The organism is Ruminobacter amylophilus (genome assembly GCF_900115655.1).
Taxonomy (GTDB): domain Bacteria; phylum Pseudomonadota; class Gammaproteobacteria; order Enterobacterales; family Succinivibrionaceae; genus Ruminobacter; species Ruminobacter amylophilus.
The window spans coordinates 25,846-46,919 of record NZ_FOXF01000017.1; the positions used below are offsets into that span (position 1 = coordinate 25,846).

21 protein-coding genes are annotated in these 21,074 nt (G+C 39.0%); 16 read left to right on the forward strand and 5 right to left on the reverse strand.

The genetic code is table 11. The features are described 5' to 3' along the window. Positions 1 to 134 precede the first annotated feature (134 nt). The 5 genes from lpxC to BMY80_RS05890 all read left to right on the forward strand — a co-directional run bounded on the left by lpxC (position 135) and on the right by BMY80_RS05890 (position 5,668). Complete coding sequence (lpxC, locus tag BMY80_RS05875; protein ID WP_031578158.1) at positions 135 to 1,079, forward strand: UDP-3-O-acyl-N-acetylglucosamine deacetylase; 945 nt, start codon at positions 135 to 137, stop codon at positions 1,077 to 1,079. A gap of 81 nt (positions 1,080 to 1,160) precedes the next feature. Next, entirely contained in the window at positions 1,161 to 1,730 is a 570-nt protein-coding gene (ampD, locus tag BMY80_RS05880) for a 1,6-anhydro-N-acetylmuramyl-L-alanine amidase AmpD (protein ID WP_093141849.1), read from the forward strand. A gap of 131 nt (positions 1,731 to 1,861) precedes the next feature. After that, positions 1,862 to 2,206 (forward strand): hypothetical protein, encoded by a 345-nt coding sequence (locus tag BMY80_RS12070; protein WP_143066465.1) that lies wholly within the window; start codon positions 1,862 to 1,864, stop codon positions 2,204 to 2,206. A gap of 333 nt (positions 2,207 to 2,539) precedes the next feature. Then, positions 2,540 to 5,104, forward strand: coding sequence for a bifunctional aconitate hydratase 2/2-methylisocitrate dehydratase (gene acnB / locus BMY80_RS05885; protein WP_093141851.1), 2,565 nt, complete (start codon positions 2,540 to 2,542; stop codon positions 5,102 to 5,104). A gap of 225 nt (positions 5,105 to 5,329) precedes the next feature. Further along, positions 5,330 to 5,668 carry a P-II family nitrogen regulator gene (locus tag BMY80_RS05890; protein ID WP_031578161.1) on the forward strand — a complete coding sequence of 113 codons (339 nt, stop codon included), beginning with the start codon at positions 5,330 to 5,332 and terminating at the stop codon, positions 5,666 to 5,668. Between the two features lie 133 nt (positions 5,669 to 5,801). Here BMY80_RS05890 and argR read toward each other — a convergent pair whose 3' ends face one another. Further along, positions 5,802 to 6,266, reverse strand: a complete 465-nt coding sequence (argR, locus tag BMY80_RS05895; protein WP_031578162.1) for a transcriptional regulator ArgR — start codon at positions 6,264 to 6,266, stop codon at positions 5,802 to 5,804. A 316-nt stretch (positions 6,267 to 6,582) separates the two neighbouring features. Here argR and mdh point away from each other — a divergent pair, with 316 nt between their 5' ends. The 6 genes from mdh to rplS all read left to right on the forward strand — a co-directional run bounded on the left by mdh (position 6,583) and on the right by rplS (position 11,335). Continuing rightward, positions 6,583 to 7,527, forward strand: coding sequence for a malate dehydrogenase (gene mdh / locus BMY80_RS05900; RefSeq protein ID WP_093141854.1), 945 nt, complete (start codon positions 6,583 to 6,585; stop codon positions 7,525 to 7,527). A 215-nt stretch (positions 7,528 to 7,742) separates the two neighbouring features. Beyond that, a complete protein-coding gene (gene ffh / locus BMY80_RS05905; protein ID WP_031578164.1) occupies positions 7,743 to 9,119 on the forward strand; it encodes a signal recognition particle protein in 1,377 nt (458 codons plus the stop codon). A 183-nt stretch (positions 9,120 to 9,302) separates the two neighbouring features. Next, positions 9,303 to 9,551 carry a 30S ribosomal protein S16 gene (gene rpsP / locus BMY80_RS05910; RefSeq protein WP_031578165.1) on the forward strand — a complete coding sequence of 83 codons (249 nt, stop codon included), beginning with the start codon at positions 9,303 to 9,305 and terminating at the stop codon, positions 9,549 to 9,551. Positions 9,552 to 9,615: 64 nt separating this feature from the next. Continuing rightward, on the forward strand, positions 9,616 to 10,143 hold the full coding sequence (gene rimM / locus BMY80_RS05915) for a ribosome maturation factor RimM (RefSeq protein ID WP_031578166.1): 528 nt from the start codon (positions 9,616 to 9,618) through the stop codon (positions 10,141 to 10,143). A gap of 28 nt (positions 10,144 to 10,171) precedes the next feature. After that, positions 10,172 to 10,912 carry a tRNA (guanosine(37)-N1)-methyltransferase TrmD gene (gene trmD / locus BMY80_RS05920; protein WP_093141856.1) on the forward strand — a complete coding sequence of 247 codons (741 nt, stop codon included), beginning with the start codon at positions 10,172 to 10,174 and terminating at the stop codon, positions 10,910 to 10,912. Between the two features lie 54 nt (positions 10,913 to 10,966). Then, positions 10,967 to 11,335, forward strand: coding sequence for a 50S ribosomal protein L19 (rplS, locus tag BMY80_RS05925; RefSeq protein WP_037318373.1), 369 nt, complete (start codon positions 10,967 to 10,969; stop codon positions 11,333 to 11,335). A gap of 155 nt (positions 11,336 to 11,490) precedes the next feature. On the opposite strand, the gene BMY80_RS05930 is transcribed toward rplS, so the two are convergent. Next, positions 11,491 to 11,937: an early set domain-containing protein gene (locus tag BMY80_RS05930; protein WP_177178508.1), complete on the reverse strand. Its 447-nt coding sequence runs from the start codon at positions 11,935 to 11,937 to the stop codon at positions 11,491 to 11,493. A gap of 270 nt (positions 11,938 to 12,207) precedes the next feature. Continuing rightward, entirely contained in the window at positions 12,208 to 12,834 is a 627-nt protein-coding gene (locus BMY80_RS05935) for a MutH/Sau3AI family endonuclease (RefSeq protein ID WP_093141859.1), read from the reverse strand. Between the two features lie 177 nt (positions 12,835 to 13,011). On the opposite strand from BMY80_RS05935, the gene rppH reads away from it, so the two are divergent. From rppH to srmB, 5 genes are read left to right on the forward strand one after another with little or no spacing between them, the layout of a single operon-like run. Further along, positions 13,012 to 13,596, forward strand: coding sequence for an RNA pyrophosphohydrolase (gene rppH, locus BMY80_RS05940; protein WP_051621681.1), 585 nt, complete (start codon positions 13,012 to 13,014; stop codon positions 13,594 to 13,596). Beyond that, positions 13,596 to 15,839: a phosphoenolpyruvate--protein phosphotransferase gene (ptsP, locus tag BMY80_RS05945; protein WP_031578172.1), complete on the forward strand. Its 2,244-nt coding sequence runs from the start codon at positions 13,596 to 13,598 to the stop codon at positions 15,837 to 15,839. The genes rppH and ptsP overlap by 1 nt, the downstream gene beginning before the upstream one ends. Before the next feature lie 56 nt (positions 15,840 to 15,895). Further along, positions 15,896 to 16,690, forward strand: coding sequence for a thymidylate synthase (thyA, locus tag BMY80_RS05950; protein WP_031578173.1), 795 nt, complete (start codon positions 15,896 to 15,898; stop codon positions 16,688 to 16,690). Positions 16,691 to 16,702: 12 nt separating this feature from the next. Next, the gene (locus BMY80_RS05955) at positions 16,703 to 16,975 is read left to right on the forward strand and encodes an FAD assembly factor SdhE (protein ID WP_031578174.1); all 273 of its coding nucleotides are present in this window, start codon (positions 16,703 to 16,705) and stop codon (positions 16,973 to 16,975) included. Positions 16,976 to 16,977: 2 nt separating this feature from the next. Continuing rightward, positions 16,978 to 18,330 carry an ATP-dependent RNA helicase SrmB gene (gene srmB, locus BMY80_RS05960; RefSeq protein WP_037318377.1) on the forward strand — a complete coding sequence of 451 codons (1,353 nt, stop codon included), beginning with the start codon at positions 16,978 to 16,980 and terminating at the stop codon, positions 18,328 to 18,330. Positions 18,331 to 18,397: 67 nt separating this feature from the next. Here srmB and BMY80_RS12385 read toward each other — a convergent pair whose 3' ends face one another. Both BMY80_RS12385 and glgA read right to left on the reverse strand, forming a co-directional pair. Then, on the reverse strand, positions 18,398 to 18,610 hold the full coding sequence (locus BMY80_RS12385; RefSeq protein WP_218140322.1) for a hypothetical protein: 213 nt from the start codon (positions 18,608 to 18,610) through the stop codon (positions 18,398 to 18,400). A 663-nt stretch (positions 18,611 to 19,273) separates the two neighbouring features. Then, entirely contained in the window at positions 19,274 to 20,719 is a 1,446-nt protein-coding gene (glgA, locus tag BMY80_RS05970; protein WP_093141864.1) for a glycogen synthase GlgA, read from the reverse strand. Between the last annotated feature and the right edge of the window lie 355 nt (positions 20,720 to 21,074).

Consider the following 21,074-nt stretch of genomic DNA (forward strand, 5'->3'; position numbering starts at 1 on the left):
TGATGTTCATCACATCTTTGTTTAGACGGTGGTTATCGATTGAAATTTTTTTAGATAATTACTGTCATAGTTGATAGGGTGCGTTTATAACTAATATCCCTGATGTTCAATTAAATTAAGAGCCGTAGATTATGATGATTAGACAGCGTACAATCAAAAAGGAAGTTTCTGCTTCCGGTATTGGTTTGCATTCAGGCAAGAAAGTTTCGATGACTTTCAAACCTGCACCTGCGAATACTGGTATTGTATATGTTCGTTCTGACCTTAGTCCAAAGGTTTACATGAAAACCTCTGCCGAAATGGTAAGAGATACTGAGTTATGCACAGCGATAATCAGTGATGACGGTGCACGTGTTGCAACTATCGAACATCTGAGTGCCGCTTTAAGTGCAACAGGTATTGATAATCTTTACATTGAAGTCAATGCACCTGAATTACCTGTGATGGATGGTTCAGCTCAGCCATTCATATACCTGCTCGAAAGTGCAGGTATTGAAATCCTTTCTGCTCCTAAGAAATTCATTAAGGTTCTGAAAAAGGTCAGAGTTGAACTTGATGATAAGTGGGCAGAGTTATGTCCTACCAAGGCGGGTTTTAAACTGGATCTTCAGATTGATTTTAATCATCCTGCAATGGATAAGTCCATGCAGCACTATAAGCTTGATTTTAATGGAGATCGTTTCTTAAGTGATGTTAGTCGTGCAAGAACTTTCTGTTTTATGAAGGATGTTGAATTCATGCATGCGCATAACCTTGCTTTAGGCGGAAGTCTTGATAATGCTGTGGTAATGGACGATTTCCATGTGATGAATCCTGAAGGCCTGCGCTATCCAAATGAGTTTGTTAAGCATAAAATGCTTGATGCTATAGGAGACCTTTATATGTCTGCTCAGAGCATTGTTGGTGAGTTCAAGGCATATAAAACAGGTCATCACCTTAATAACATGTTGTTAAGAGCGCTTTTAGCTGATGCGACAGCTTATAACCTGATAACAATTGAAGATGGCAAGCAGGGGCTTGAACAGAACAGATTCATTGAAGAGGTTCATGTTCATGACACGGACGCTGTAATAGCTTAAAACCTTAAAAAATCTGCCGGCAGGCAGATTTTTTTTATGGTAAATGAATTTTAATTTTCATATAAAATAAGGAAACTGGTAATGGTGTCCGGTCTCATAAACGGAATTCCAATTATTACTGATGGATGGTTGAGTTCCGCAAAAAAAATCCCTTCCAGAAATTTTAATGCCAGACCTGACAATGAGATCAGTCTTCTGGTTATTCACAATATTTCATTGCCGCCAAAAAAATTCGGTGGAGAGTATGTTGAGAAATTTTTTACGGGACAGCTGCCTGTAGAAGATGATCCTTATTTTGAAACGATTAAAGATCTGGAAGTTAGTTCTCACCTGTATATAAAAAGAACGGGGGAAGTGGTTCAGTTTGTATCATTTCTTGAAAGAGCCTGGCATGCCGGCAAGTCATGTTTTAATGGAAGAAACGCCTGCAATGATTTTGCTGTAGGTATAGAACTTGAAGGAGCTGACGATATACCATACACAGATGAACAGTATTTAAGTCTTGAACAGGTTACCAAAGTTCTTATGAATTCATATCCGAAAATCACAGTTGACAGAATCGTAGGACATGAACACATCGCTCCGGACAGAAAAACAGATCCGGGACAGGCTTTTGACTGGAAGAGATTTATTGATTCACTGACAAGGTAATAAAGCCTGTAACATCTTGTAATATTTAAAAACAGATTTGTAATATGATTTCTCTGTTTTTTGATTACAATTATAAGTAATAAAACATTGTTATTATTTTCTCAATCCGGATTAACCGGAAAGGGGGTATTATGTTAAAGTTTGCTCGTATGTTGCTGCTTTCATGCTTTGTCTTGATAGGCATGACCGGTGTGGCTAATGCTCAGGTGTCCGTATCTGTTGGTGGAGGCGGAGCAGGTATTTACGTTGGACCTGATTATCCACCACCACCTCCTCCTGTTTATGGGCCTAGACCAATAGTTATAGCTCCGGTTCCGGTGGGGCCAGGATTTCATCATCACCATCATCACATGCCGCCTCCACCACCTCATCATCACCATCACCATCACCATCATCATGGTTATTATGAGCCGTATTATGGTCCAAATCCTCATCATTCCTACTTTGGACCTAATCCTCACGGACATCATCGCTAACAAATGCGTCTTGAGAAAATCGGAAGTAAAACTTCCGATTTTTTTTATTTATTACATAAATGATTAGATAAATATCCACATATGAGTGAAATCAAATATAATGAGAAAAATTTTCGTTATGTAATTTTTCGGTGTTTTATTTTATAATCAAGCATTGGAAAACTTGATTTTTTGCCATGTTGATATTTACGCATCATGATTTAAATTACTGATTGTTATTTTGATAAGCTTAAATATCTGATGAAATGTTTAAAAAGATTCCGCGCGGAAGGCAAGGAATGCATGGTTTAAGTAAATTCTCTTTAGTTCAGGCTTATATTTAAGGAGCACATAGTGTTAGATTCATATCATGCTAAGGTTGAAGAACGTGCCAAAATTGGTGTGGTTCCAAAGCCATTAACCGTCGATGAAGTAGCTGAAGTTGTAACTCTTCTTCAGAATCCTCCAGCAGGCTCAGAAGAAGAACTTGTTTCTCTTCTTGAGAACAGAATTCCTCCTGGGGTAGACGAAGCTGCCAAGGTTAAAGCTGATTTTTTAACTAATGTGGCTGTAGGTGCTCTTAAGAGTCCTCTGATTTCAGCTGTGAGAGCTGTTGAGCTTCTTGGAACCATGCAGGGTGGATATAATGTCGCTTCATTGATTAACTTTTTAGAATTAGAAGAACTTGCTCCTACTGCTGCTAAGGCGTTGTCACATACCTTACTGATTTTTGATGCTTTTGATCAGGTTGCTTCTTTAGCTGATAAAGGCAATGAATATGCAAAGGCTGTTATTAAGTCATGGGCTGATGCAGAATGGTTTACTTCTCGTCCACAGCTTGCAGAGAAAGTTACACTGACAGTGTTCAAGGTTCCTGGTGAAACCAATACCGACGATCTGTCTCCTGCACCAGATGCATGGAGCAGACCTGATATTCCTCTTCATGCTATGGCTATGTTGAAGAATGCCCGTCCTGGTATTACTCCGGATGAAGATGGGGTTACAGGCCCTGTATCATCAATCAACAGCTTAAGAGAAAAGGGATATCCTTTAGTATATGTTGGGGATGTTGTTGGTACAGGTTCTTCAAGAAAGAGTGCAACCAACAGTGTACTGTGGTTCATGGGTAATGATATTCCTTTTGTGCCTAACAAGCGTGCCGGTGGTTTTGTTTTTGGTGGCAAGATTGCTCCTATCTTCTTTAATACAATGGAAGACGCAGGTGCATTACCTGTTGAAATGGACGTAACATCAATGAATACAGGTGATGTTATCGATGTTTACCCTTATGAAGGTAAGGTTACCGCTCATAATGATTCTAAAGTGTTATCAACCTTCTCTTTAAAGACTCAGGTGCTGCTTGACGAAGTGAGAGCCGGTGGACGTATTCCTCTCATCATTGGTCGTGGCTTGACTGCTAAGGCAAGAAAATATCTGAACCTTGGTCCTAGTGATGTGTTTGTAATGCCTAAGGAAGTAGAAGATAATGGCAAGGGATATACTCTTGCACAGAAGATTGTTGGTAGAGCATGCGGTGTTGCCGGTGTAAGACCAGGCAGTTACTGCGAACCAAAGATGACTACTGTAGGTTCTCAGGACACTACCGGTCCTATGACAAGAGATGAACTCAAGGATTTGGCATGTCTTAATTTCAGTGCAGATCTTGTAATGCAGTCATTCTGTCATACTGCAGCATATCCAAAGCCTGTTGATGTTGTTACCCATGATACTTTACCTAAGTTTATAGAGGAAAGAGGCGGTGTTGCATTAAGACCGGGTGATGGCGTAATTCACAGCTGGTTAAACAGAATGGTTCTTCCTGATACTGTTGGTACAGGTGGCGATTCTCATACCAGATTCCCAATGGGGGTTTCATTCCCTGCTGGTTCAGGTCTTGTTGCTTTTGCCGCTGCAACCGGCGTTATGCCTCTTGATATGCCTGAATCAGTTCTGGTTAAATTCAAGGGAACAATGCAGCCTGGTATTACTTTAAGAGATCTTGTTCATGCCATTCCTCTTAAAGCCATTGAAATGGGACTTCTTACCGTAGAGAAGAAGGGAAAGAAGAATATTTTCTCAGGCAGAATTCTTGAAATTCAGGGCTTGCCAGATCTTAAGGTTGAACAGGCATTTGAACTTGCTGATGCGTCTGCTGAAAGATCTGCTGCAGGCTGTACTGTAGCTCTGAACAAAGAACCTCTAATTGAATACATTAAGTCTAATATCACTCTGCTTAATTGGATGATCAAGGAAGGCTATCAGAGCAAGGACACTCTTGCAAAGCGTGTTAAGGCAATGGAAGCTTGGCTGGCAAATCCTGAGCTGTTAAAGGCTGACGATGATGCTGAATACGCAGCTGTAATTGAAATCAATATGGATGAGATCAAGGAACCAATTCTCTGCGCTCCTAATGATCCTGATGATGCGAGAACTTTAAGCGATGTTGCTGGAAAGCAGATTGATGAAGTATTTATCGGTTCATGTATGACTAACATTGGTCACTACAGAGCTGCGGCTACCATTCTGGAAAAGTGCAAGAATCAGTTACCTGTAAAGCTTTGGATAGCTCCTCCTACCAAGATGGATCGTGCTGAAATCATTCATGAAGGTCTTTACAGTGTATTTGGAAAGGTAGGTACTCGTTGTGAAATACCTGGTTGTTCATTATGTATGGGAAATCAGGCTCGTGTGGCTGATAATGCTACTGTTATTTCAACTTCAACCCGCAACTTCCCTAATCGTCTGGGACAGGGAGCTAATGTTTATCTTGCTTCAGCAGAATTGGCAACAGTTGCTTCTGTTTTAGGAAGAATCCCGACCAAGGAAGAATACCTTGAAGGTGTTAAGGCTCTTGACGGTAAGAAGGACAAGGTATACTCATACCTGAAATTTAATGAAATGCCTGAGTATACTGCCTAATCTGAAATAGGAGTATTCTGGACAAGGGCTGTTTCCATGGATGAAACAGCCCTTTTTTGTTTATCTGCTGATCGTTATGCACATGTTTGGGGCGTTTCTTTATTTATTGTGCACATATTTAAAAGTTAGTGACTGTATTTACAAGTTTAATCGCTTTTTGTGAGTTTGAATTATGGCACGTTCTTTGAATGAATATTAGAGTGTATTTTTGGTGAGGAGTGAACCATGAAACTTATAAGCGCTATTATTAAGCCATTTAAATTGGACGATGTCAGAGAAGCTGTTTCTGAACTTGGAATTGAAGGTATGACAGTTACTGAAGTGAAGGGCTTTGGTCGTCAGAAGGGACATACAGAACTATACAGAGGGGCTGAATATCAGGTTGATTTTCTTCCTAAGGCCTTGCTGGAGGTTGTTGTCAAGGATGAGATCTGTGAAGAGGTGGTGGAGAGTATTGTAAAAGCCGCCAAGACAGGCAAGATCGGTGACGGAAAGATTTTTGTGTATAACTGTGAACATGTAGTCAGAATCAGAACCGGTGAAACGGATGATGACGCTCTCTAGCAGTTATTAGCTAATTCGGTTTTTATTCACATTCATTTGTCCTGTATTGAATACAGGACTTTTTTAAACTTTTATGCATTTTAGATTTATAGGATGCATTTTTGTTTAACAGATGAAAATGGAAACTAATATGTCAGTTTTCAAATAAATCCCTGATGCTTTCATAGAGATCCACAATATCAACATCAATTTTTGGTGTTACAAATATTGTGTCATCTCCTGCAATGGTACCCAGAATACCTTCTGCCTTTCTTACAGAATCTAGCATTCTGGCAATCATCTGAGCGCTTCCGGGACTTGTATGAATGACAATGATGTTGTTGTTATGCGCAATGTCTAAAACAAGTGATTTGATAGTCTTGTCTATGGTTGGAATGCCTGTTTCCAAAGGAAGACAGTAAACCATAACCATTTTGGCATTACGTCTGCGTACTGCTCCGAATTTGGTAAGCATTCTGGATACTTTTGACTGATTCATGTTAGAGAACCCTTTGGCAAGCAAAGCATCCGCAATCTCGGTTTGAGAGCTGTAGCATTCAGCCCCGAGTAATTCAAGAAAAACTCTTTCTAAAGAGTCTTGATTGTTTAGATCTTCCATTTTCATTACCTCAGATATCTGTCGAATTATAACAGGAATAGAACGGAAATGCATAATTATGCACTTTATTTGCATAATTTTTTATAGATGTAAAGGAAAAATGATTTATTGAAGTGACGCAAATTTATTAAAGTTGATTTGTATCACGTTTAACAAAAAAGAAAATTCAAAAATAAAGGTGATATGAGCTCAAAAATTTGAATTTAGACGTCATTTTAAGGTGCTAAATATAGCAGTTATTATTGTTTTAGAGTAATATACTCGAATTGAATATTAGTGTATAAGAATAAGTAAAAATTACAGAGGATCCGTAATAATGAAAATTGCAGTTTTAGGTGCAGCAGGTGGTATTGGCCAGCCGTTATCTCTTCTTTTGAAAAACCAGTTACCAAAAGGTTCTGAATTATCTCTTTATGACGTTGCTCCATCAACCCCTGGCGTAGCAGTTGATTTAAGCCACATCCCTACCAATGTATCAGTTGAAGGTTTTACCGGTGACGAAGGTCTGGTAAAGGCTGTTTCTGGTGCCTCTGTTGTTGTTATTCCAGCCGGTATGGCCAGAAAGCCAGGTATGGATCGCAGTGACTTGTTCAAGTTTAATGCCAACATTGTTAAGGGATTGGTAGAAGCAGTTGCCAAGCATGCACCAAAGGCTTGTATCGCTATTATCACCAACCCTGTAAACACAATGGTTCCATTAGCAGCCGAAGTATTAAAGAAGGCTGGTTGCTATGATAAGAAGCGCTTATTCGGTGTTACTATGCTTGATACCCTGCGTGCTGAAACATTCTGGGCTGATGCAACCAACAGCTGTCGTTGTTCAGCCAAGGTTCCGGTAATCGGCGGTCACAGTGGCACTACAATTCTTCCTTTATTCTCTCAGGCTGAAGGTTATGAAAAACTTTCTGCTGATCAGATTGAAAAGCTGACTCTTCATGTACAGAACGCTGGTACTGAAGTGGTTGAAGCCAAGGGGTCTGGTTCTGCTACTCTGTCAATGGCAGCTGCCGGTGCTCGTTTTGCATTAGCTATTGTTCGCGGTTTAAGCGGTGAAGAAAATGTTGTTGAACCAGCTTATGTTGAAAGCGAAACTGGTTATGCTTCATTCTTCGCTCAGCCTTTACTGCTCGGTACTGAAGGTGTTAAGGAATATCTGCCAATCGGCAAGTTAAGCTCTTTTGAAGAAAATGCTCTTAACGGTATGTTAGATATCCTTAAGAAAGACATTCAGCAGGGCGTTGATTTTGTAAACAACAACTAATTCTGGAGTATGTTTGAGTGAAAGGCCGTACTAAACTACGGCCTTTTTTGTTGTTTACATGAGTTCTGTAAAACATTACATAGTGAGATCTTTCATATATCTTGGTTAGCTTTCACTATTAAAATGTTGTCGCCTCAATTATAATGTGCTAGGTGTAAGATTAATTATTTTGTGTCTGGAAATACAGAGCCCAGATCTTTTTTATGGATTAAAAAATGTTTGAAAATTTAACTCAGAGATTGACTAAGACCCTGCGTAATATCACAGGACAGGGGAAATTAACAGAAGATAATATCAAGGATACTCTTCGTGAAGTTAGAATGGCTCTTCTTGAAGCAGACGTTGCCTTGCCGGTGGTTAAGGATTTTATTGCTGAAGTAAAGACCAAGGCTCTTGGTCAGGAAGTGAATCAGGCTCTTAATCCGGGACAGGAATTCGTAAAGATTGTTTTCGAAGAACTAAAGCTTGTTATGGGTGATGAGTGTGCGGAACTTAATCTTGCGACTCAGCCTCCTGCTGTCGTTCTTATGGCTGGTTTACAGGGTGCTGGTAAGACAACAACTGTTGCAAAACTAGCAAAGTACCTTAAAGACAGAGAAAAGAAGAAGGTAATGGTTGTGAGTGCTGACGTGTACAGACCTGCAGCTATTGAGCAGTTAAAGACTCTTGCTGAAACAGTAGGAGTGGAGTTCTTTCCGTCAACTGTTGAAGATAAACCTCTTGATATTGTCCGCAATGCCTTGGCATCAGCCAAGATTAAGTTCATGGATGTTTTACTTGTGGATACTGCCGGTCGTCTGCATGTGGACGAAGACATGATGAATGAAATCAAGGAAATTCATGCTGATATCAATCCGGTCGAGACACTATTTGTGGTGGATGCCATGACTGGTCAGGATGCCGCCAATACTGCCAAGGCTTTCAATGATGCATTACCTTTAACCGGTATTATTCTTACTAAGATGGATGGTGATGCCCGTGGCGGTGCGGCACTTTCTGTCCGTAAGATAACCGGAAAGCCTATCAAATTCCTCGGAGCTGGTGAAAAAATTGAAGCACTTGATCCATTCCATCCTGAACGTATGGCAAGTCGAATTCTTGACATGGGTGATATCTTATCTCTTGTTGAAGAGATGGAACGTAAGGTTGATAAGAAGCAGGCTGAAAAACTGGCAGACAAATTCAAGACCGGTAAGGATTTTGACTTCGATGATTTCAGAGCTCAGATTGTTCAGATGCGCAATATGGGTGGTATTGCCAGCATGCTGGATAAATTACCTGGCATGAGTGCTCTTCCGGACGAAATTAAGGATAAGGTAGACGATAAGATTATTTATCGAAAAGAAGCCATCATCAATTCAATGACCATTAAGGAAAGAAGACATCCGGAAATTATTAAGGCATCTCGTAAGAAGAGAATAGCAGATGGTGCTGGTGTCGAAGTTACCGAAGTAACAAAACTGATAAGAGAGTTTACTCAGATGCAGCACATGATGAAACGTCTGCAGAGTAAGGGCGGGCTTCGTAAGATGCTTAATCTGGTGAAGGATCTTATGCCTGCCGCAGGTTTCAAGATGCCTCCTCAACAGTAAAAAATTATATTTGCTCTAAAAGCCATTGCTGATTGCAATGGCTTTTTTAATTTTTTCCATAAAAAATTTAGATATTGTGCAAATTTTACTTGATTAATTCTCAAAAAAAGTTAAAATTTTTCAACCTATTTTGTATATGGCGAAATTGTTTTGTCAGTTAATTAACCTTATATAGAGGAAAATATGGTAGTTATTCGTTTACAGCGTGGTGGTTCTAAAAAGCGTCCATTTTATCACGTAGTAGTTGCTGATTCACGTCGTGCTCTCAGCGGTAGATACATCGAAGACATCGGTTTCTACAATCCGATTGCTCAGGGCAATGAAGTTAAGCTCAATCTTAACCTTGACAAGGTTACTGAATGGGTTGGCAAGGGTGCTCAGCTTTCTGATCGTGTAAAGAAGCTCGTTAAGGATGCCAAGGCTAACGCTTAAGTTGATGCTGATGGTATTTGATTACCACGGTTTTTTAACAGAGTGATGAGATATAGGGATTAGTATGGATAAAGAAGTACCTGAAGTAATGGGCCGTTTTGGTGCCGTTTTTGGAATCAAAGGCTATATTAAGGTTTTTTCTTATACAGAGGATCCTGAAAGTCTTTTTAGCTATAAGCCCTGGTTTTATCGTAAGCCAGGCGGGCAGTGGCAGAGTATAGAAATAACAGATGCAAAGCCACATGCTGACAGCTATATCGTGAAAATCAAAGGTTTTGATGTTCGCGAGGTAGTTCAGGGCTTTACAGGTAGTGACATTGGTATACTCCCTAGCTCCTTACCTAAATTGCCTGAAGGAGTTTTCCGTTGGATCGAGCTTATCGGTCTTAGGGCAGTTACTCTGGATGGATATGATTTAGGTATCGTGTCTAACATGATGGAAACAGGGGCCAATGACGTGTTAGTTGTTAAGGCCAGAAAAGATGACAAGTATGAAATTAAGGAAAGACTAATACCTTATTTACCACATGTGGTAAAGAATGTTGATCTTGACGAAAAAGTAATACAAGTTGATTGGGAACCTGACTTCTAAACAGATTCGGTAATATGATGAGGTATTTATGAGGATTGGTGTAATTAGCATCTTTCCGGAAATGTTTCAGGCAATTACTGAATTTGGTGTAACAGGCAGGGCGGTAAAGCGTGGAATAATTTCCCTTTTTTGCATTAACCCAAGATCTTTTGCTTATGACAAACACCAGAAAGTGGATGAGCGTCCATTTGGCGGTGGTCCCGGCATGGTGATGATGGTTCAGCCTCTAAGAGATGCTATTCTTGAGGCCAAGAAACAGCTTCCGAATGCCAAGGTGATTTATATGTCACCTCAGGGGCGTAAATTTGATCATCAGGGCTGCGTAGAACTTGCTAAAAATGATGAACTAATCATTATTGCAGGCAGGTACGAAGGTATTGATGAAAGAATTATAGATAAATATGTCGATGAGGAATGGTCTGTTGGTGATTATGTCCTTAGTGGCGGTGAATTACCGGCTATGATTGTGGTTGATGCCGTGTCTCGTTTGATACCGGGAGTGTTGGGCGATGAACTGAGTGCTGTGGAGGATTCGTTTGCCACAGGACTTTTGGATTGTCCTCAATACACCAGACCACCAGAGATTGATGGACAGAAAGTTCCGGAAGTTCTTATGAGTGGAAATCACGAGAAAATAAGAAAGTGGAGATTAGAACAGTCTTTAGTCCGAACCTATGAAAGAAGGCCAGATATTTTAAATAACCTAGCTCTGACTGACGAGCAAGAAAAAATTCTTGCCCTTTATCTGCGAGAACGCAAGTCCAAGTAGATCGTAAGGTTGAACAGTAGAGAGTTATCAGTATATCCTAGGTAGGAATTTATTATGAATTTAATTGAACAAATTGAAAAAGAACAGATGCGTTCAGATGTTCCTGAATTTAGAGCAGGTGACACTGTACGTGTTCAGGTGCGTGTAGTTGAAGGTGAAAAGGAACGTTTACAGGCTTATGAAGGTGTTGTAATCGCTAAGCGTAATCGTGGTCTTCATTCTGCATTTACTGTAAGAAAGATTTCTAATGGTGAAGGTGTTGAACGTGTATTCCAGACCCACAGCCCATTAATTTCTTCTATTACCGTTACTCGTCGTGGTAAGGTTCGTCGTGCTAAACTTTACTACCTCCGTGAACGTACTGGTAGAGCAGCTCGTATCGCTGAAAGATTAGTTGTTAAGACCGGTGCGTCTGAAGAATAATCTTTAGTTAAGCTTATACAATCTAGGTTTTTGTGTTAGGGGAAATTTCTTAATTTCCCCTAATCTTTTTTTGCGTGTATATTTTTATGCATAAAAAAACAAGCACTGTTGTCAGAGCTTGTTTTGGTTCGGGAGTATTATCAAAAAATTATTAATTACTTCTTCTTGGTAGAAGTTTTGGTTGTTTTGGCTGCTGATTTGGCTGGGGCTTTTGCAGTAGTTTTAGCCTTTGCGGCTTTTGGCTTTGCTGCTGCCTTTACAGGAGCTTCTTCTGCTGAAGGTTCAGGAATATCAAAAGCAGAGTTATCGCCGTTGAACGGATTTGGAATGTAGTACTGAGCATCCCAATCGTTGTCATACTTTTCAGAATTGTCAGGCATAACGTACTGATATCTGTACTGATAGGTCTTCTTCAGATTTTCATCCTTGGCAATATCAACATTAACGGTGAAAGTACCATTCTTGTTGAGAGTTAATGCAACAGGTTCCCATGCATTGAAATCGCATAAGAGATAAATTTCCTTTGCATTCTGGGCTGCTTCCTGTGACACTTTGAAAGCAACCTTGAATTTATCTTTAAATTCCTTTACGGTAACGCTCATTAAAATTTCTCCTAATTTCAAAATTACGCAACTTAATATCAGTTATTATTATTAGATTTTATATTTTCTACTGATTGTCACTTATTAAGATAAATAATTATAAAAGAATTGTATATCACTAATTCTTAAAAGTATGATTAATGCTAATAAATTGAGGTGCTAATGATAAAATTTATCAATAAAACAGCAAAAAAATTTATTAAATTATCAGTATCTAAAATTTTTTAATAAATATAATTAATATCCTTAACTGACGACTAAAAAACATATTTATGATAATTCAGAAAGGAAATTATCAATGATTTGAGCTGTAAAAGATTTTCTTAAGTAAAAACCATATTGGTAATTGTTTTTAGTGCCTCCGCATGGTGCCAGAAGCACATTTTCGCCAATGTCCGATGTGATTGATTTTATCCCGTTGATAGCAATGAACTCCATAATTTCTTCCCATTCATCACGAAGAATGCGGTATTGTCTGTCATCAGGATGCCAAAGAAAACCTGTTCCGAAGTGCCTTTCTGCAAATATTATGGAAGGATCTCCTTCAACCGGCAACCACAAAACCTGTTTGATTTTATTGTAGAAGTTTGAATTTTCGAATGTCTGGTTACGGATATGTTGATGTTCTAGAATACAAACATGAGTATTTTGAGCAGGTCTGCAGTTTTTCAGAAGTGGAATGGTTTTCAGTTCAACATTAAGGTTAATAAAATCCTGCACTGGTTTTGCACCTGCTGAGGCTCCCAAGGCGATTTCAGCCAATTGGCCGATATAGCCTTTTGCATTTTTTGTATTGTATGGAAGAGGAATGTTCAATGCTGAAGCAAGTTCCCCGACTGTCATTCCGTTCAAAGCAATAACTCTGTGCATAAGTTCGTCAATACTGAAAGGTATCATCTGATGTTAATCCTGATATGAAAACCTGTTTATAAATATCACTGCATTACAATTATAAACAAATATTATGGCTTTCTCCCATTCCTAACTTCAAATGAGTCATAACGATATGTGATGTTCTGTATATGTGTTAGAATTGATATAGCATCGGAGTATAGTGATTTTTGAGGTGTATAAGTGATATACGGCGACGGTTTTAGACCTAACGTTGGTATTGTGATATGTAACCAGCAGGGGCAAGTTTTATGGGCTCGCCGTATCGGTCAGAATTCATGGCAGTTTCCTCAGGGGGGAATTAATGCCGGTGAATCGCCTGTTCAGGCCATGTATCGAGAACTCAATGAAGAACTTGGTCTGGTTAAAAGCGATGTTACCATTATTCATGTTTCTAAATTGTGGCACAAATACCAGCTTCCTCAGCGATTGGTAAGATGGAATGAGCGTCCCGTATGCCTCGGCCAGCGACAAAAATGGTTCCTTTTGCGGTTGTGTGAGCACGCAGAAAACAAAATTCAATTCAATTTATCCAGCACTCCGGAATTCGATAATTGGAGATGGGTCAGTTACTGGTATCCGGTAAGACAGGTTATTTCTTTTAAGAGAGATGTTTACCGAAAAATTTTAAAAGAATTTTCTGATTATGCTTTATTCGGCAAGGAAATACGAACTCCCAATGAAGATGAAACAGAGGTTGACAGTTCTGTTAAGAAAAGAAATTGGTATGGAAAACAGAGCCAGCAGCGTCATGTAAGGAGAAAATAATGCTTACAAAATTAAGATTGATAGTTGAGTCCTTTTTAGGTGAAAAGGATTTAAATAAGGCACTTAAGCTTGTGGTTGCAAAGACTCGTGAAGCTTTAGGTGTAGACTGCTGTTCAATATATATAGCCGATCACACCAGAGGACGGTACAGACTTGTTGCTACCGATGGTTTGAATAATGACTGTGAAGGTAAGGTTACTTTGCGTTTTGGTGAAGGACTTGTAGGTCTGGTAGGTAAGAAAAATACTATTCTTAATCTGGCTAATGCTCAGGAACATCCTAATTTCAAATACATACCGGAAATTGGAGAGGAAGAATTTAAATCCTTTCTTGGTGTTCCAATCAATTACAATGATCTGAATCTTGGTATTCTGATCATTCAGCAGAAGGAATCTAGACAGTTTGATGAAATAGAAGAATCTTTTCTAGTATCACTTTCTGCACATTTGTCCTCGTCTCTGTATATAGCAGGGCAGAAGGATGAGACAGCCAATAATTCCGAACCTGTGAAGTGCACCTTCGGTTCCGGTGGTATTGCCATAGCAAGAGGTTGGGTGTGGCAGCCACATATGGAGTTGGAACAGGTTCTTCTGAAAAAAAATAATGACCGTGAAACTCAGGTTGAGCTGTTTCACCAGGCACTTTTTCAGTTGCAACTGGATCTTGATTCACTGACCCTTAAAGTTAATGATAATCTTAAGAACAGTGATATGAGTAATGTTTTCGATACATACCAGGATATTATTGAAGACAGTGATTTCAGCAACAAGATAGATGCTAAAATTTATGATGAAGGGTGGTCAGCTTCTTCGGCAGTTAAGCTTATTGCTGAAGAAATGATAGCTGACTGCAACAGTCAGAACAAGAAAGAACTGTCATTAGCGATTCGTGACCTGTCGCAGCGTCTTTTGTCCAGACTAGCACACAGTTATCTTGAAGAATTTGCATTTTCTGAACCTGTGATACTGTTGGCGGAGGAAATAACAGCAGCACTTATTGCTGAACTGCCTCGTGAAAGAATTGCAGGTATTATCTCTCTTAAGGGAAGTGCTAATTCCATAGCGGCTATACTTGCCAAGAATATGAACATTCCTACACTGATGGGAGTTGATTTGCCTCTGTCCAAGTTAGACAGACATTTATTTATTCTTGATGGTAACCGAGAGGAACTTTTTGTTGATCCTCCTGTAGGCATAATAACTGAATACAGGGGTAATATTCTTAAGGATGAAGAGAATACACGACTGTTTATTGCTGAACAGAATGAACCTGCCGTTACTTCTGATGGCGTTAAGATAAGTGTCGAATTAAACGCTGGATTAAATTTTGATAAGGAGTCGGAAGCAGTACTTTCGATGATTGACGGCGTTGGCCTTTATCGTACTGAAGTTGAATTTATGATGCATAATACATTTCCTACAGAACTGGAGGAATGTATTCATTATGAAGAATTTCTCAAGAGTTTTGCATCCACAAGAGTTCGTATGAGAACCATGGACGTCGGTGGGGATAAACCTCTACCGTACATGCCGTTTAACGAAGCTAATCCGTTCCTTGGATGGAGAGGTATACGCATAAGTCTGGATAAGCCTGATTTGCTTCGCACTCAATTCAGGGCAATGCTTAAGGCGAACAGAAAGTACGAAAATCTTGAAATAATGCTTCCTATGGTATCCAGTCTTGAAGAAGTGATAAAAAGTAAGGAAATTTTGGAGCAGGCCTATAAGGAAATCTGTGAAGAGTACAGTTCTGTTGTAGCTCATCCTAAACTTGGTGCCATGATAGAAGTTCCTGCTGCTATGTTTTTATTGGAAGATCTTGCTGAGTATCTGGATTTCTTCTCCATAGGTAGTAATGACCTCACTCAGTATACTTTAGCGGTAGACAGAAATAATCCACGTGTTTCCAAGCTTTATGACTGTTTTAATCCTGCCATGGTTAGGGTATTATGGCGCTTATACCGTATATGTGTACAAGAGTTGAATCGTCCGTTGGCAATGTGCGGAGAAATGGCCGGAGATCCGTTGGGAGCAATTCTGCTTATTTCAATGGGATATCGTGAGTTAAGTATGAATTACACAGAAATAGCCAGAATTAAGTATGTCCTTCGCAGGGTTGACACTAAAGAGCTCTCAGATATATTCAAGAAAGCCATTAAGCTGTCAGATACCGCAGCAATCAAGCAAATGTATGTGGATTATCTTAAAGAAAAAGGTCTTTCGGATATTCTGAATATCAAATAGATGATTTTTTAAGAAAAAAGCTGTCGTAATGACAGCTTTTCAATAAGGATTTTTTAATGAAAAAATATTTAGATTTATTACAGCATATTATGGACAACGGTACTGTGAAAACCGATAGAACAGGTACCGGGACAAAGTCTGTTTTTGGATATCAGATGCGCTTTAACATGCAGGATGGTTTCCCTTTACTGACAACAAAAAAATGTCATACAAGATCAATAATCCATGAATTATTATGGTTCCTTAACGGAGATACAAACATTAAATATCTTCATGACAATAAAGTTACAATATGGGATGAATGGGCTGATGAAAACGGGGATCTTGGGCCTGTGTATGGCTATCAGTGGCGTTCATGGCCAACTCCGGATGGTAAGCATATTGATCAGATTTCCAACGTAATACAGCAGATAAAGAATACTCCTGACAGCCGTCGTATGATCGTTTCAGCATGGAATGTAGCCTGTATCGATGATATGAAATTACCTCCATGCCATGCGATGTTTCAGTTTTATGTTGCTGATGGTAAGTTAAGTCTGCAGCTGTATCAGCGCAGCTGTGACACATTCCTGGGGCTGCCTTTTAATATTGCCAGTTACTCAATGCTGCTTCATATGGTTGCTCAGCAGTGTGATCTGATTCCATACGAATTTGTTTGGACGGGGGGAGATGTGCATCTGTACCTCAATCATTTTGAACAGGCAAAAGAGCAGTTAAGCAGAGAGCCAAGGGCTTTGCCTACCCTAAGATTTGCGAGAAAGCCTGATTCAATTTTTGATTATAAATTTGAGGATTTTATTATTGAAGGCTATGATCCGTACCCTGTAATAAAAGCCCCGATTGCGGTTTGATGGAGGTTTGCAGTGAAGACTGAATCTCAGTGGGACAGCTTAAAATGGAAGTCTCGTAGGGGAATGAAAGAACTGGATCTTATGCTTGAACCTTATGTAAATGATTATTTACCTCAGGCATCAGATCAGGAATTTGATGAGTACAATACATTTCTTGACTGTACTGATCTTGAGTTGGTGCGTTATCTTTTAAGAAGACAAACTCCAGTTGATCCTCTTGTTGTTAAAGTGGTAAATTCCATTATTGCTTATCATGAAAAAATACTTAAGGAAAATATAGGTTAAATATGGAATTCTCTGAATTAGAATTAGATAACAGATTACTGAAAGTTGTGGAAGAACAGGGATTTCGCAAACCGACAATAGTACAGCAGGAGGTTATACCTAATGCTTTGTCTGGATTTGATGTTTTAGCCGATGCTCCGACAGGCACCGGTAAAACTGCAGCATACGTTCTGCCTTGTCTGCAGCATATTATAGATTTTTCCAACAAAAAACACAGCCTTAGCCGTATTCTCGTTCTTACACCCACTAGAGAACTTGCTTTACAGGTTCATGAGCAGGTAAAACTTTTTAGCAAATATCTACCTAGAGTAAGTTCATGCACTGTTATTGGCGGTGTCGATCATGAAGAACAGCTTCCTGATCTCAGCCAGCGTACTGATATCGTTATAGCCACTCCTGGACGTCTGATTGAATATCTTAAGAAGAAAATGTTTGATATTAAGGGTGTGGAAATTCTTGTTCTTGATGAAGCAGACAGAATGCTGGACATGGGCTTTTATGATGATGTTGTAAGTATTTCCAAAGCAGCAAGCAGGAGAGAACAGACTTTTCTTTTTTCAGCAACTTTAGAGGGGGGGCTACTTTCAAAATTTGCTAATGAGGTACTGCAGAATCCTGTAGAAATTCATGTTGACTCACCTCGCTCTGAAAAGAAGAAGGTGGTACAGTATAAGATTTTTGCTGACAGTTTGGAACATAAGGTTGAACTTCTGAAATATCTTCTGAGAAGTGAAAAAATCGTAAAGCCGATTGTGTTCGTTAAGACTCGTGAACGCCTGCAGGAACTGGTTCAGGAATTGGATAAGGCGGAAATTAAGTTCGCCTATATCCGTGGAGAAATGGAGCAGGAAAAGCGTATAGCCGCCCTTGAAAGATTTGCTGGCGGATCAGTAAATATTCTGTTGGCAACAGATGTGGCAGCAAGAGGAATAGATGTATCTGACGTATCTCACGTGATTAACTTCGATATGCCGAGAAGTGCAGATATATATGTTCACAGAATAGGACGCACAGCAAGAGCAGGCAAGAAAGGGGTAGCTATTAATCTTGTAGAGGCTCATGATGTGCCTATTCTTGGCAAAATAGAGAGGTACACGGGAGAGAAGATAACCTTAAGAGTTATAGATGGTTTAAAGGCTCAGAATAAGCTTGCTGACTTCTCTAAAAAGAAGAAAAAGAAAGAAGATAAAGATGTTAAGTCTGACGAAAAAGAAAAACATATAAAGAAAAGAGCTAGAGATCTGAAGAATAAAGGCAAACCTAATTTCTATGAGAAAAAGAGGAAAAAGCTTTTGAGTCAGGGAATAACTGAGGAAGAAGCAGATAAGTTGCTGAATATCTCTTCTGCAAAGTAATTTAGGGGGAGAAGGAATCCGTTATGCAAGAGGCATAACGGATTTTTATTATCAGAAAAACAGTAAATCAGGAATCAGCAGTATCTTCTGACTGTTGAGAAGTTTTTCCGTACCAGTGGTAAAGCAGAACAGTAATTCCTGATATGTAGAAGGCCAGATATACGCATACAGCGATAAATGTAATTAAGATTACCATTACCATTTCTAATAATGAACCGTGGGCGACTCCAACACTTGGTAAAATCAGAATATAAGCACCCAGCACGGCTAATGTAAACATTAACCCCATAGTCCAGATAATAAGCTGGCTAAAAAAAACAAAGGGTTTTGATACCAGCAGATTGAGGCTATCGGTTACCGAATTTAACAGAGTGCTGTTATTTTTTGATGAAATCAACAGGGCGTTTGCAGTTATCAACCCCCATATGTTAAGAAAGCACAGCAGTCCAAACATTTCGTATATTAATACGCTTTTGCTGAAATTTTCAATACTGTGAAGAATGTACAGAATGAATAGCAGAGCAGGAAAAGACATGAAAATAAAGGATTTAACCTTTATCTTTATGTTTGTATAAACCAATGTCATTATTTCGGCAAAGGAAAGATTATCTCCCTCGATGTCATTAATGATCATCAGCATTATAAGACACAGAAAAATAGGAATGGTAAAGAAGTTTAAAATAAATACCGGCAGTGACAGTACTATGGCAACAGAGCACAGTAAAACTTTTAACAGAAGGAAAGGACGGGAAAGTAAAAAACTTATTCCTTGAAAAGGGGCCAGAAAGGCGGTTCTTAAATCTAGGTTACCGGGAGTTTCGATTTGTTTTAGAAAAATCATTTTTTATAAAATAGAACAGGTTAATTAACAAACTCGACATATTATACTTTATAGGTTGAAAATCGCCACCTTAATGTTAAATCCGTGAAAAATAATGGAGTTTTAGTGCATGGCACTTTTATACATTTTTTCATATTCTTCGGCTGAGTCAGACCAGTTATAACGTACATTCATTGCGTTTCTTCTGATTCGTAAAAACTCAAGGTGTTCCTGAAGGTAAAATATAAGTGCACGTCTTACGCAGTTAAGAAAGGCTTGAGGTTCAGCTTCTTTGAAAATAAAGCCTGTAGCCTCTAGAGGGTTTTCATCGTAGCAGATAACGGTATCTTTAAGTCCTCCTACAGCTCGTACAATAGGTAATGTACCATAGGCAAGGCTATACATCTGATTTAAGCCGCATGGCTCGTAAATGGAAGGCATGAGAAAAAAGTCTGAACCTGCTTCAACCATGTGCGCCAGTTTATTATCGTATACACTTTTGAATACAAATCTATCTGCGTATTTTTTTGTGTATTGATGAAGGATGTTTTCAAGTTCCGGTGCTCCTGTACCGACTATAATCAGCTGTATCTGATGCTGTAGCATTTCATCCAATACAGGGATTAAGAGATTTATGCCTTTCTGATCGGTAAGACGGCAAACCATTCCGAAAATAGGCTTATTGCATACCGGAAGATTTGTATATTCCTGAAGCAGAAATTTACATAGGCTTTTATCAACCATTGTGTCTGAATTGAAGTTAAACGGAATGTTTTTATCTATTGAAGGATCCCAGTCGGAATAGTCACAGCCATTTACTATTCCACACAGGTCATTAATTCTGTCCATATAATTCTGTGACATTCCGTGTCCGCCAAGAAAAGTTGTTAACTCTTCGGCGTAGCTCGGGCTTACGGCATTAATCTTATCAGCATAGAACACACCGCATTTAAGGAAGTTTATGTTGTTAAATCCCTGACTGACAGTTTCATTATTTACCTGCGATATTTCAGGTAACATCCATAGCTGACTTTTTTCAAAAACGCCCTGAAAAGCCCCGTTGTGAATAGTGATAACAGAACGAGTGTTTTTGAAAAAAGGAGAGTTCTGGTATTTTAAAGCAAGAATCATCGGTGTCAGTGCAGTATGCCAGTCATTACAGTGAACAATGTCAGGTACAAATTTGAGATATTCAGTAGTAAGTAGTGATGCCGCAGAGAAAAAGGCAAATCTTTCGCCATTATCGTAGTACGACTGATTGTTCTCTGCGTAAATGCTGTTTCTTGCAAAGTAGTGCTCATTTTCTATTAGCCAGACAGTTACTTTATTACAGAGTTTGGCCTGTCTAACTTTAAATTCAATACCAGTATTATTTTGAGGATTGGTTAAAGACAGATCTGCTATCACTGGATAATCAAAATAATTGGGTATACGGTTATAACAGGGCATCATGATTCGGACATCATGATTACGTTTGACAAGTTCCATCGGGAGGGCTTTGGCAACATCCGCCAACCCTCCTGTTTTAACGAAATCGCATAGCTCAGAAGTTAAAAACAGAACATTCATAATCTAATAACCAATTCTGGCACCTTTGAGTATGTGAAAATCTTTCTGTAAATAGAAAAACATCCTGAGAATTTTTTAAAGCAGTGACCTTCCGGTTACTGCTTTGGTGTTATTAATATTACCTGTTTGTTTTTATAAGTCAAGATTTATGTTTTATAAATAAAATAGTCAATTATTTCTATTGAAATTTAACTATTTTTATTAAAAAACAAAATAATTCCTAGACGGAAGTTTCAGCTTCCGTCTTTTGTTCATACCGGAAATCAGTCTGGTAATCGGCCTTCATACATTATCTGAAATTCACCGTAGATTACTCCCCAGTTTCTTAGAGGCATGGTCCATTTTTTGGTTGCTT